General features: G+C 73.7%; 10 protein-coding genes and 2 pseudogenes. 5 read left to right on the top strand and 7 right to left on the bottom strand.

What is annotated here, in order from left to right:
- Positions 1 to 31 precede the first annotated feature (31 nt).
- Positions 32 to 994 carry an NADH-quinone oxidoreductase subunit NuoH gene (gene nuoH, locus Q3W68_RS11990; protein ID WP_302905458.1) on the bottom strand — a complete coding sequence of 321 codons (963 nt, stop codon included), beginning with the start codon at positions 992 to 994 and terminating at the stop codon, positions 32 to 34.
- 425 nt (positions 995 to 1,419) lie between these two features.
- Positions 1,420 to 1,986, bottom strand: a pseudogene (locus Q3W68_RS11995) (NADH-quinone oxidoreductase subunit C); the annotation flags it as partial.
- 103 nt (positions 1,987 to 2,089) lie between these two features.
- On the opposite strand from Q3W68_RS11995, the gene Q3W68_RS12000 reads away from it, so the two are divergent.
- A complete protein-coding gene (locus Q3W68_RS12000; protein WP_302905459.1) occupies positions 2,090 to 3,136 on the top strand; it encodes a glucose 1-dehydrogenase in 1,047 nt (348 codons plus the stop codon).
- Positions 3,137 to 3,168: 32 nt separating this feature from the next.
- On the opposite strand, the gene Q3W68_RS12005 is transcribed toward Q3W68_RS12000, so the two are convergent.
- A complete protein-coding gene (locus Q3W68_RS12005; protein ID WP_302905460.1) occupies positions 3,169 to 4,485 on the bottom strand; it encodes a DUF2252 domain-containing protein in 1,317 nt (438 codons plus the stop codon).
- 36 nt (positions 4,486 to 4,521) lie between these two features.
- Positions 4,522 to 5,082 carry an NADH-quinone oxidoreductase subunit B gene (locus Q3W68_RS12010; RefSeq protein WP_302905461.1) on the bottom strand — a complete coding sequence of 187 codons (561 nt, stop codon included), beginning with the start codon at positions 5,080 to 5,082 and terminating at the stop codon, positions 4,522 to 4,524.
- 148 nt (positions 5,083 to 5,230) lie between these two features.
- Here Q3W68_RS12010 and Q3W68_RS12015 point away from each other — a divergent pair, with 148 nt between their 5' ends.
- From Q3W68_RS12015 to Q3W68_RS12025, 3 genes are all read left to right on the top strand, one after another.
- Positions 5,231 to 5,788: a SigE family RNA polymerase sigma factor gene (locus tag Q3W68_RS12015; protein ID WP_302905462.1), complete on the top strand. Its 558-nt coding sequence runs from the start codon at positions 5,231 to 5,233 to the stop codon at positions 5,786 to 5,788.
- Positions 5,781 to 6,971 (top strand): hypothetical protein, encoded by a 1,191-nt coding sequence (locus Q3W68_RS12020; RefSeq protein WP_302905463.1) that lies wholly within the window; start codon positions 5,781 to 5,783, stop codon positions 6,969 to 6,971. Before Q3W68_RS12015 ends, Q3W68_RS12020 begins: the two co-directional genes overlap by 8 nt.
- Positions 6,972 to 7,076: 105 nt before the next feature.
- Positions 7,077 to 8,021 (top strand): hypothetical protein, encoded by a 945-nt coding sequence (locus Q3W68_RS12025; RefSeq protein ID WP_302905464.1) that lies wholly within the window; start codon positions 7,077 to 7,079, stop codon positions 8,019 to 8,021.
- Between the two features lie 52 nt (positions 8,022 to 8,073).
- Here the strand turns inward: Q3W68_RS12025 and Q3W68_RS12030 are convergent, their stop codons facing one another.
- Together Q3W68_RS12030 and Q3W68_RS12035 are read right to left on the bottom strand one after the other, a co-directional pair.
- Positions 8,074 to 9,552: an aspartate aminotransferase family protein gene (locus Q3W68_RS12030; RefSeq protein WP_302905465.1), complete on the bottom strand. Its 1,479-nt coding sequence runs from the start codon at positions 9,550 to 9,552 to the stop codon at positions 8,074 to 8,076.
- Between the two features lie 43 nt (positions 9,553 to 9,595).
- A complete protein-coding gene (locus tag Q3W68_RS12035; RefSeq protein WP_302905466.1) occupies positions 9,596 to 11,020 on the bottom strand; it encodes an MFS transporter in 1,425 nt (474 codons plus the stop codon).
- 399 nt (positions 11,021 to 11,419) lie between these two features.
- Here Q3W68_RS12035 and Q3W68_RS28300 point away from each other — a divergent pair.
- Positions 11,420 to 11,752, top strand: a pseudogene (locus Q3W68_RS28300) (PQQ-binding-like beta-propeller repeat protein); the annotation flags it as partial.
- 399 nt (positions 11,753 to 12,151) lie between these two features.
- Here the strand turns inward: Q3W68_RS28300 and Q3W68_RS12040 are convergent.
- Entirely contained in the window at positions 12,152 to 12,463 is a 312-nt protein-coding gene (locus Q3W68_RS12040; protein WP_302905467.1) for an MGMT family protein, read from the bottom strand.
- Positions 12,464 to 12,471: the final 8 nt, after the last annotated feature.

Consider the following 12,471-nt stretch of genomic DNA (forward strand, 5'->3'; position numbering starts at 1 on the left):
TCGCCGGGGAGAGGGAGGGGGCGGGCGGGGGTTAGAGGGCCAGGCGGACTGCGGCGGTCAGGACGAGCTGGGCCAGGGCCAGGGGGACCAGGACCAGCCAGCAGAGGCGCTGGAGCTGGTCCTCGCGCAGCCTCGGGTAGCTCACCCGCAGCCAGATGATCACGAAGGCGACGGCGAAGACCTTGAGCAGCGTCCACAGCCAGCCGAGCTGCGCGTCGGCGAACGGGCCCTGCCACCCGCCGAGGAACAGCACGGTGGTCAGCGCCGCGATCACCACGATGCCCACGTACTCGGCGAGCAGGAAGAACGCGAACCGCAGGCCGGTGTACTCGGTCATGTAGCCGAAGACCAGCTCGGAGTCGGCCACCGGCATGTCGAACGGCGGACGGCGGATCTCCGCCAGCCCCGCCACGAAGAAGATCACCATGGCCGGCGCCTGCCACAGCAGCCACCACGGCCGCCACGCCTCCACGATGCCCGGCAGGCTGAGCGTGCCCGCCGCCATCGCCACCGAGGCGGCGGCCAGCACCAGCGGCAGCTCGTACCCGAGCAGCTGGGCCGCGCCGCGCAGCCCGCCGAGCAGGCTGTACTTGTTCGCCGACGCCCACGCGGACATGAGCACGGCCAGCACCCCGACGCCCACCACGGCGAGCACGAAGAACAGGCCGATGTCCAGCGGCTGGGCGACCAGGTCACCCGGACCGAGCGGGATGACGAGCAGCACCAGCAGGTACGGCACCAGCGCCACAGCGGGCGCCAGCCGGAACACCGGCCGGTCCGCGTCGCGCGGGGTGACGTCCTCCTTCTGCACGAACTTGATGCCGTCGGCCACCAGTTGCGCCCAGCCGTGGAAGCCGCCCGCGTACATCGGGCCCAGCCGGCCCTGCATGTGCGCCATCACCTTGTGTTCGGCCTGACCCACGATCAGCGGCAGGGTGAGGAACGCGACGAGCACCCCTGCTACCCGCAGGACCAGCTCCAACCAGTCCGGCATCAGCTCTCCCCCGCCGCGTCGAGGTCCGGCTCCTGGCGGGGCGGCCCGGTCGGCCGTTCCCCCGGCAGCGGCCGCCCGAGCGGACCCGCCTCACCGGCCGCAGGAGCAGCAGCGGACCCCGCCCCGGGCTCCCCGGAAGCGGGCGGCTCCGGAGCATCCCCGGCAGCGGGCCGCGCCTCACCGTCACCGGCGGTCGGCCTCGCTGGCCCCTCGCCGGAAACAGCGGGCCGAGCCGGACGCTCACCAGGAGCAGACCGTCCCGGGCGCTCGCCGGGAGCGGGCCGCGCAGGACGCTCGCCAGCGGCAGGCCGCGTTGGACGCTCCCCCGGAGCGGGCCGCGCCGGGCGTTCCCGGGCCGGACGCGCCGGCGTACCCCCTCGGGGGCCCTCACCGGCGCCGGCCGCACCCGCCGGCGTGGGCGTCGTGCCCCACTCACCCGGCGCGGGCACGCCCGGCGGCCGGACCGGCCGGCGGCCGCCGCCGGCCTCCGACTCGCCCGGTTCCTTCGCGCCGGGCCACGGCTTCGCGACCCGGGAGGCGAGGACGAACTCCTTGCGCAGCGGGTGCCCCTCGAACTCCGGTGGCAGCAGCAGCGGCCGCAGCTCGCCGTGGCCGGCGAAGTCGATGCCGAACATCTCGTGCGTCTCGCGCTCGTGCCACGCGGCGCCGGGGAACAGGTCGACCACCGACGCGACCACCGGCGTGTCCCGGGGCACCCGGGTACGCAGCAGCAGGCCGTGCCGGTGCCGGACCGACCAGAGGTGCAGCACCACGTCGAAGCCGTCGGCCAGCTCGTCCACCGCCGACAGCCAGTCCAGGAAATCCAGGCCCAGCTCGGCGTCGTCGCGTGCCGCGCGCACCGCGTCCGCCCAGCTCGCCGGGGGTACGTCGACGGTGGCGCGGGCGTACCCCTGACCGCCGGAGACGGATGCGGTGGCCTCGACGGGCGCGAGCAGCGCGACCACTCGCCGGCCGACCTCTTCCGGAGTCATGCGCTGATCCTATGGCCGACGGCTGCGGGCCGGGTCGGGCCGCCCGTGCCGGGATCGCCGCTTTGCCGGACGGGCGGCGGCAGCGCGCGGAAAGATGAGGTTCGTGCGCGCTGTGACTGTGACCCCCGGTGTCCCGGATTCGCTGCGGCTCGCCGAGGACTGGCCCGAGCCGCCACCCGAGGAGGGCGCGATCCTGGTCGAGGCGCTGGCGGTGGGCGTCTGCGGCACCGACCACGAGATCGTGGCAGGCGAGTACGGCGAGGCGCCGCCGGGCCAGGAGCGGCTGGTGCTCGGGCACGAGTCGCTGGGCCGCGTGCTGGAGGACCCGACCGGCACGTTGCAGGTCGGCGACCTGGTCGCCGGCGTGGTCCGGCACCCCGACCCGGTGCCGTGCGCGAACTGCGCGGTGGACGAGTGGGACATGTGCCGCAACGGGCAGTACACCGAGCACGGCATCAAGGCGCTGCCCGGCTTCGCGCGGGAACGCTGGCGGTTGCAGCCCAAGTTCGCCGTCGGCCTGGACCCGGCGCTCGCCTCGGTGGGCGTGCTGCTGGAGCCGACGAGCGTGGTGGCGAAGGCGTGGGACCACATCGAGCGGATCGGCCGCCGGGCCGAGTGGAAACCGATGACCGTCCTGGTGACCGGCGCCGGGCCGATCGGGCTGCTGGCCGCGCTGCTGGGTAGCCAGCGCGGGCTGTCGGTGCACGTGCTGGACCGCAACACCACCGGGCCGAAACCGGAGCTGGTCCGCGCGCTCGGGGCCACGTACCACACCGCGCCGGTGCCCGAGCTGGACGTGAAACCGGACGTGGTGATCGAGTGCACCGGCGCGCCCACCGTCGTGCTGGACGCGATGTGCAAGGCCGCGCCCACTGGCATCGTCTGCCTCACCGGTGTGTCCAGCGGCGGCCGGACCATCAACTTCGACGCCGGGGCGCTCAACCGGGATCTGGTGCTGGAGAACAACGTGGTGTTCGGCTCGGTGAACGCCGGCCGCCGGCACTGGGAGCTGGCGGCCGAGGCGCTCGCCCGGGCCGACCGGTCGTGGCTGACGTCGCTGATCACCCGCCGGGTGCCGCTGTCGAACTACCGCGAGGCGTACGCCCGGATCGGCGAGGACATCAAGGCGGTGCTGGACTTCACGCAGTGAGGCGGGACGCCGGCGCCGGCACCCCGGCCCGCTCAGATGCCGGGTAGCCGGCCGTTGCGGAACAGGTCCACGAAGAGCTGGTGGTCCTCGCGCGCCCGGATCCCGTACCGGTGCCCGAAGTCGACCAGGTAGTCGACGAACGCCTCCGGTTCGGCGTCGACCACTGCGACGATCGCCTCCTCGGTGGAGTAGTCGACCAGGTCGTGGCTGGACTCGTCGTCCGCGACCGAGTGCATCCGGGCCACCGCCCGGCCCAGATCGGCGAGCACGCCGGCCAGTTCCTCCGGCTCGTTCACGTCGGCCCAGTCCAGGTCCGCCGCGTACGGGGACACCTCGGCGACGAGCTGCCCGACGCCGTCCAGCTCGGTGAAGCCCAGCCACGGGTCGGCGTGCGCCTGCAACGCGCGCTGCGACTCGGCGGTGCGGTGCCCCTGGTGCCGGAAGTACGACCGGACCCGCTCGTCGTCGACGTACCGCGCCACGGCCGGCACCTGCGCCTGCTTCATGTAGATGACGACGTCGTTCTCCAGCGCCTGGGTGTGCCCCTCCAGCAGCAGGTTGTACGACGGCAGCCCGGCCGACCCGATACCGACGCCCTTGCGCAGCACCACGTCCTTGATGCTCGCGGCGACCGGGCGCATCCGGGTGGTCGAGTCCGGCAGCGTGTGCAGGTAGTCGGCGAACGCCCCGCACACCTTCTCCCGGATGGCGTCGTCGATCTCGTACACGCCGTCGCCGAGGGAGAACCGGCGCTCGTAGTTGTCGATGGTGGTCTGGGCGGCGAGCAGGTCCACCCGGGTGTTGAGCCGCGCCTGCTGGAGCACGCGGCGCAGCACGCCGTCGGCGTTGTCGAGCGTGATCGAGCCGATCGCGTCGTCCCCGCCCGCGGCGATGGCCCGCAGCTCGGCCAGGTACGACCGGGCGAAACCGGTCACCAGCTCGCCGATCACCCGGTCGGAGAGCGCCTTGGCGTAGCCGAGCAGCGCCACGCTCGCGGCGAAGCGCTTCAGGTCCCAGGTGAACGGCCCGACGTACGCCTCGTCGAAGTCGTTGACGTTGAACACGAGCTGCCCGGAGGCGTTCATGTACGTGCCGAAGTTCTCGGCGTGCAGGTCACCGTGGATCCACACCCGGCTGGTCCGCTCGTCGAGGAACCGGTCGCTGCCGAAGTCGCCGCGCTGGTCGGCGTAGAACAGCGCGGCGCTGCCCCGGTAGAAGGCGAACGGTGACGCCGCCATCTTGCGGAACTTGCGGCGGAACGCCGCCGGGTCGATCGCCATGGACGCGCCGAACTCCTCGGTCAGCACGTCGATGATGAATGCGGAGCGCTCCTCCGCGGGTTCGGTCATGAGCCGCAGGCTAGCCCCGCGTCGCCACCTGACGGCTCAGCCGACCGGCGGACGTACCGGGGGTGCGATGAGCGCCTCGACCGGCCGCGCCACAGCGTCCGCCGGGGAGGTGAGCGCGTCCGGGCGCGGCACCCCACCGACGCCGGACTGCTCGGCGGCGATCTTCTCCTGCAGGCGGAGGATGCCGTGCAGCAGCGCCTCCGGGCGGGGCGGGCAGCCGGGCACGTACACGTCGACCGGGATGAGCTGGTCGACGCCCTTCGTCACCGAGTAGGAGTCCCAGTACGGGCCGCCGCAGTTGGAGCAGGCGCCGAACGAGATCACGTACTTCGGCTCGGGCATCTGGTCGTAGAGCCGCTTGACCGCCGGGGCCATCTTGTCGGTGACGGTGCCGCTGACCACCATGAGGTCGGCCTGCCGGGGCCCGTGGGCGAACGGGATCACGCCGAGTCGCATGAAGTCGTGCCGGCCCATGCTGGTCGCGATGAACTCGATGGCGCAGCAGGCCAGGCCGAAGTTGAAGACCCAGAGCGAGTAGCGGCGGCCCCAGTTCAGCACGAACCGGATCGGCTCGCCGAGCACGGCCGGCACCTGCACCTCGGGCCTCCCCTGTCTACGAAATCCCGCTGTCCCTGAACCGACAGTCAACCACAGCGCCCGGATCGGCAACCTCCGCAACCGGTACGGGCGTCAGGGCGTGTGACCCGCGTGACCGCGTCGGCGGTACGCACACGGGGAGGACCAGATGACGGTGACGAGGGAGCCGATGCTCGACGAGCCACCCGAGGGGACAGCGAGGCGCGCCGAGGGGCGCGAGGCGGTCGACTTCGACGGGCTCTACCACGCACACTTCCGGTCCCTGACGATTCAGCTCACCGCCTACTGCGGTGACCTGTCCCAGGCGCAGGACATGGTGCAGGAGGCGTTCTGCCGGGCGTTCGCCCGCTGGTCCCGGGTGTCCCGCTACGACGACCCGGTGGCCTGGGTCCGCCGGGTGGCCTGGAACCTGGCCACCAGCCGCTGGCGGCGGCTGCGGACGGCCCAGGCGTGGCTGCACCGGCAGCGCGAGGAGTACGTGCCGGGGCCGGGTCCGGACCGGGTCGCGCTGACCGCCGCGCTGTCCGAGCTGCCGGCCCATCAGCGCCGCGCCGTGGTCCTGCACTACCTGGCCGATCTCAGCGTCGCGCAGATCGCGGCGCAGGAGGACGTGCCCGAGGGCACCGTCAAGTCCTGGCTGTATCGGGGGCGGGCCGCGCTGGCGGCGAAGCTCACCACCACGAGCGAGGTGAACCACAATGACTGAGCCCGACGACATCCTGGTCGGCGGCGAGTTCGCCGAGTTCCGCGCGGCGTACGCCCCGGTGGTGCACCCGGCCGGGACGGCCGCGGTCCGGCACACGGTCCGGCGCCGCCGGCGGCGGACAGCCGTGGTCACCGCGGCGGCCGTGGTGCTCGCCGTGGTGATCCCGGTGGGCGCGAACGCCGCCCTGGACCGGCGGCCCGGACCGCCCCCCGCGCCCGCGCAGACCGTCACCCCGACCCCGTCCGAGAGCACGTCGCCGCCCCCGTCGACGCCGCCAGCGAGCCCGGCCGGCTCGACCCCGGCCGCTCCGGACGGACGGATCACCCGACCCCAGCTGCTCGCGGCCCGACTCGACCTCGTGTCCTGGCCGGACGCACCGAAGACCTGCGTCAGTGACGACGTCCGGCTCCGGTACGGCCCGCAGGACGAATCGGTCCCGACGCTGCTCGCCGGGCCGGAGTACGCCGACCTCGACGATGACGGCGCGAACGAGACCGTCGTCCTCGTCGCCTGCCGCTACGGCGAGGCATCGGGCAAGCAGGTGCTCGCCTTCGACCGGGACGGGGACGGCCGGATCGTCACCATGGGCCGGGTGGTCGGCACCCGTGAGGGCATGGGTGACATCACCGAGTTCTCGGTACGGGACGGCGGGGAGGTCCGGGCGCACGTCGCCGACATCCAGCCCTGCTGCGGCACGCCGCCATGGACGCCGCAACGGCAGTGGCGGACGTACGCCTGGAACGGTGAACGGTTCCGGCAGGTCGACGGACCCACGAAGTTCGGCACCGACCCCCGTCTGACCGACCTCACGATGACCGCCCGCGACGTCGTGGCCGGGCCGCCGGACGAGGAGGGGATCCGGAAGGTCACGGTCACCGTGACGGTGGTGAACCACGGGCCGGTGAGCGTGCGCCAGCTCGGGTTCACCGGTTGGTACGACTACACGAGACCGAACGGGTCCGCCCTGGACCGGTGCCGGAACGTGCGTCTCGACGGGAGCATCGCCTGCGTGCTGGACACCCTGTCGGTGGGCGCGAGCAGGACGTACACGTTCACGTTCGACCATCCGGCGAACGCCGATGAGCCGCCGACGCTGCGGACGATCCACATCGACTCGCAGGAGCGGTACTGGAACGACCTGACCTGGAAGGACAACGAGGTCAAGCTCACCTCAGTCGGCTGACCGACAGATCTGATCCGCAACCGACCGTCCGATTGGGACGTGTCACGAGCATCGGACGGACGGAGATGCCGCCGTCCGGCAACGGGGAATCACGGGAGGAACAGCATGACCACACGTACGGCACGGATCGCCACCGCACTGCTCGGTGGGGCCGCCGCACTGATCACCCTGGCCGCGCCGGCCGCCGCCGCGCCGAGCGCCGCCACCGCCGGCCGCGTCGACGTCACGGCGCAGCGGCTCGTCCTCGACCCGACCGACCGGGGGTACGTCGGGACGCTCACCGCGACGGTGACCAACCGGCGGTCGACCGCGACGTCGGTGAGCCTGATCCTCACCGAGCCGGCGGGGGCGTCGTTCACCTCCGTGGAGCCCGGCGGTGGCTGCTTCTACACCCGTCTGGTGGAGAACCGGCTGGTGATGAGCTGCGGGGGCGAGCGGATCGAGGCCGGCAGGAGCCTCACCTTCCGGCTGGGCTTCCACGTCTGGACCACCGCGCGCAGCTACCCGATGGTCGCGAACGGCGGGCGGATCGAGGTCCTCCCGGAAGGCGCCGCCGCGGCTTCCGACGCCACCGGCTTCACCACCCTCTTCCGCTCCACCAGCGGCAGCCTGCGCAACCCGCGCCCGTACGTGCAGGCCGTCGACACCGACCTCAGCATCCGGGGCAGCGCGGTGACGCTGACCCCGCAGCCGGACGGCACCCTGCTCGGCCGGATGCCGGTCACCGTGCGCTACGGCAACGACGCGCCGACCTTCGCCGTCGACGTCACCGCCGCCCTGCCCGCGGGAGTGCAGGTCGACCACATCGAGCCGCAGGACATGCCGAGCTTCCCGAACGGGTTCACCGTGCCGGGCGGCCGGTTCATGCCCGGCGAGGAGCGGACCTTCGACGTCTTCCTCAGTGCGCCCGCCGGCACTGCGGCCGGCGAGCTGGGCAGCGGCACCTTCACCCTGAAGGGGAACTACTTCTGGGGGGCTGAGGACCCGCAGGACGTGGACCCGTCGGACAACACCACGTCGTTCACTGTCACCGCGGCCGCCGCGAACTGACCGTCGCCCGCACGCCCGGCCGGTGCTCACGCGCCGGCCGGGCGTCGCCGTGTCACCAGGCCGGGCGCTGGAGCAGCCCGACGAACTCGGCGAGCAGCCGTTCCCGCAGCCGCGCCGGAGCGGCGTCGAGCAGCGTGTTCACCACCGCCATCCGGTCCGGCACCCCGGCGCCGCCGGCCAGGCCGAGCCCGCCGGCGAGCCCGGCCACCAGTTCGGGGGTGAGCGCCTCCGGCGTGAGGCTGCCGGCCAGCGCCAGCAGCTCCGGCGGCAGCACGACCGGCCCGGCGGCGCGGGCCGCCGCGGCCGCCTCGGCCAGCGCCGGGCCGAACTCGGCCACCCGGGGCGCCACCGCCGCGGTCACCGTGAGGTGGACGCTGGCCGGCAGATCGGCGTACGTGAGCTGGGGCTGGGTGTGCCAGCCACGCGCGGTCAGCTCGTCGACCAGCACGAACAGGTCGAGCCCGGGATCGGCGCTGGTGAAGCAGACGACCGTGGTCTCCGGTTCGGCCATCAGCCGCAGGCCGCCGGTGGCCCGTACCGCGTCGGCCAGCCCGCCGACCGCCTCCCGGGTGGCGGCGGCCAGCCGCAGGTAGCCGTCCTCGCCGAGGTGGCGGAGTGTGGCGTACGCGGCGGCGATCGGCCCGCCGGACCGGGTCGAGGCGATCACCGGGTTGACCATCGTGTACCCGGGCCAGTCCGCGTACGCGAAGAACTGCGGCGCCCGCAGCGCCGGGTCGCGGTGCAGCAGCACCGAGACGCCCTTCGGCGCGTACGCGTACTTGTGCAGGTCCACCGAGATCGAGGTGACCCCCGGTACGGCGAAGTCGAACGGCGGCACCGGCGCGCCGAGCCGGCGCAGCCAGGGCAGCGCCCAGCCGCCGAAGCAGGCGTCCACGTGACAGCGCACCCCGGCGGCCTGCGCGACGGCGGCGATCTCCGCCACCGGGTCGACCACCCCGTGCGCGTACGACGGCGCGGATGCCACCACCAGCACGGTCTCCGGGCGGATCGCGTCGGCCACCGCTGCCGGGTCCGGCCGCAACGTCACCGGGTCGACAGGCACTGTGTCGAGCGCGACCCGCAGGTAGTGCGCCGCCTTGGCGAACGCGGCGTGCCCGCTCGCCGGCACCACGATCCGCGGCTCGGTCAGGTCGGGGCGGGCGTCCCGGGCCGCCTTGACGGCGAGCAGCAGCGACTCGGTACCGCCGCTGGTGACGCTGCCGACCACGTCCGGCGCGCCGGTGCCGGGGCCGCCGCCGAGCAGCCGGGCGGCGGCGCCGACGAGCGCGTTCTCCATCGCCAGCAGCGACGGGAACGCGGTCGGGTCGAGGCCGTTGACGTGCGCGCTCTCCGCGTACGCGGCCTGCGCCAGCGCGTCCAGCCCGGCCACGCCGGGGTCGTAGACGTACGCGAACAGCCGCCCGCCGTGCGTCGGACGGTCGGCGGCCCGCAGCGCGCGGATCTCGCCCAGTACGTCTGCCGCGGGCATCCCCCGCGCGGGCAGCGCGCCCACGTCTGCCGTGTCGGTCATCGGGTGGTTCCTCTCGTGGACGGGCCGGGCGGACAGTGCGTGCTCACGCCCGCGCGGCCGGTGCTGCGCCGTCGGCCCCAGGTGCGGCGGCGGACGACGCGGTGGCATCGGTCCTGGTGGCCCCGGGCGCGGTGGCTTCGGACGCGGTGGCCAGCTGGGCCGGGGTCAGGGTGTAGCCGCGCAGCAGCACCAGCGGGACCGCCACCAGCGCGGCGGGCAGCACCGTGAAGCCGAGCAGCACGCCGAGCCGGGCCGTGTCCGACTGGACGGCGGCGGTCCCGGTGGACGAGGAGACGTAGCCGGAGAGCTGGAGCACGAGCCCGTAGATGCCCGGCCCCAGCGCCAGGCCGAACGTCTCCCCGGCGGTCCACAACCCGGTGAACACCCCGGCCTGCCGCCGCCCGGTGCGCGCGGTGTCGTACGCGATGCAGTCCGGCAGCATGGCCAGCGCGAACACCTGCTGGCCCGCGTACCCGACGCCGATCACCGCGACCACCGCGTAGGCCGCGGCGGCGGGCAGCGCGGGCGCGGCGACCAGGGCCAGCGCCCCCGCCGCGAAGATCAGCGACGCGGCGACCAGCGACGTCCGCTTGCCCAGCCGGGCACCGGCCCGGGACCAGAGCGGCATGACCAGCAGCGCAGGCGCGACGAAGCAGGCGAACAGCAGCGTCGGGCCGCTGTCCGGCTCGCGCAGCACCTGGTCGGCGAAGTACTTCACCCCGGCCAGCACGGTGGCCACCCCGGCGGACTGGATCACGAAGCAGATCAGCAGCACCCGGAACGGCCGGTTGCCGGTGGCGACGGCGAGCTGGGCGCGCAGGCTCGGTTCGCTCTCCCCCACCGTCCCGGTCGGCGCGGACCGGGTGCCGAGGAACACGCCGACGGTGCCGGCGACGATCAGCGCGGCCACGAACAGGCCCATCCACCGGTGGCCGGGAATGCCGTCGCCGCCCGCGGTCACCACCGCCGGGGCCACCGCGCCGGAGACCAGGATGGCCAGCGCCAGCACCGCGATCCGCCAGGTCATCAACCGGGTACGCTCCGCCGGGTCGGTGGTCAGCTCGGCCGGCATGGCCACGTACGGCACCTGGAAGAACGCGAACGCGGTGGCTGTGGCCAGGAACGCCAGCGCCACGTACGCGGCGGCGGCCGGACCGTCGGCGAACGGCGCGGCGAAGATCGAGGCGAACAGCACGGCGAGCGCCAGCCCGCCACCGAGCAGGTACGGCCGGCGCGCGCCCCAGCGGGAGCGGGTCCGGTCGGAGACGCGCCCGGCGACCGGGTTGACCAGCACGTCCCACGCCTTCGGCAGCAGCACCAGCAGCGCGGCCAGCCCGGCGGCGACGCCGAGCGTGTCGGTGAGGTACGGCAGCAGGAGCAGCCCGGGCACGGTGCCGAACGCGCCGGTGACCAGGGAACCCAGCGCGTACCCGAGGTGCACCCGGCGGGGCAGGCCCGAAGCTGTCATGGAGCCGAATGCTACTCACGTTATGGCCCGTGTCACATCCCCTCCTCCGGGCGAGGACATTGGCGGCCGGCGTACCCGAACCATGGCCGTCCGTCGATCGGATGCTTGATCAATCGACCCTATGCTGACGATGTGCCTTCCCCTCGCCGATACGCCGCCGCCGGCCTCGTCGTGCTCGTGGGCGCGGGCCTGATCCTGGCGACGATCGTGTGGCGACGGGGCCACCTCGCGTACGGAATCGGTGTCGCCGCCGTGGTGGGCGGCGTCGTCTGGGTCGTCGTGCTGACGGCGCGTGGCACCGTTTCGAGGCTTGCGCTGAGTGCGGGGGCGGCCGTCGTCCTCGTCGCCGGTGCTGTCGTGCCTGTCGCCGGTCTGCCACAGTCGCCGCCGCAGTGGAAGATGCCCGCTGCCGCGCAGAGGCCGAACGGCGAGTCGGCCAGGACGGGCGACCTGATCATCATTGGCGGCACCGCCCGACACGCCAGGACCGGGACGGTCGCCTGGGCACATGAAGGACCCGGCGCGAAGCCGCTACTCGTCGAGGACGACCTTGTCGTCATCGGCACGGAGGACGGCTCGATCGGCGTCGACCCGCCCACGGGTCGTGAGGTCTGGCGGTCGACGGTGACGGGCCGTGGCATCGCGCACGACAGGAAGGTCCTGGTCGTCGCGGCCAGGGACGGCACCGGGGCGACGGCCCTCGACCTCACCACCGGAGCGACACTCTGGCGGCAGAGCGGCCGGCCGGTGATGGAGTGCGACCTCGGCCCCGTCGACCGCTTCTCACCGGCACGCGAGCAGTCGCATGCGCTTCTCGTCCGCGACGAGGGACGCAAGGGGAACGCGGAGCTGATCGACCTGGCGCGAGGGCGTACGACCATCGCCGACGTGGACTGCTCGGTGGCGGCCCGGCTCGTGGGTGAGGTGCTGCTGCAAGCGGACGGCCAGAAGCTCGCCGGGCGCTCGCCGCGACGACCAGGGCGTGCTGGGCGTTCTCCCCCGACGGACGGCTGTCCGCCCCGTTCCCCGGCGCGGCCTGCCTCGTCGAGGACGGGCTCCTTGAGACCGGCGGAGACGTCTACCCCATCCGCTAGCTTCCGACCGTTGCGACGCTGCCCCCTCCCGGTCGGGTCACCCCTCGTCCGGCGACCACGAGGCCGCCGCCAGGTCCACCCGGTCCCCGCGCAGCGGGCACCCCTCGGCGAGCAGCCGTTCCCGGGCCTTGCGCTCGTGACCCGGCGGCAGCCGGCCGGCCGAGTTCACCACCCGGTGCCACGGCACCCCGCCCCCGTGCCGCGCCATGATCGAGCCGACCAGCCGCGGCGACGCCCGCCCCGAGCGGTCGGCGAGCGCGTCCGCCACCGCCCCGTACGACATCACCCGCCCCGGCGGGATCCGCTCGACCAGCTCCAGCACCGCCTCGACGTACTCGTCAGGTGTCACGAGCTGCC

Origin of the sequence: Micromonospora sp. C28ISP2-4 (genome assembly GCF_030519385.1) — a bacterium.
Lineage (GTDB): Bacteria > Actinomycetota > Actinomycetes > Mycobacteriales > Micromonosporaceae > Micromonospora > Micromonospora tulbaghiae.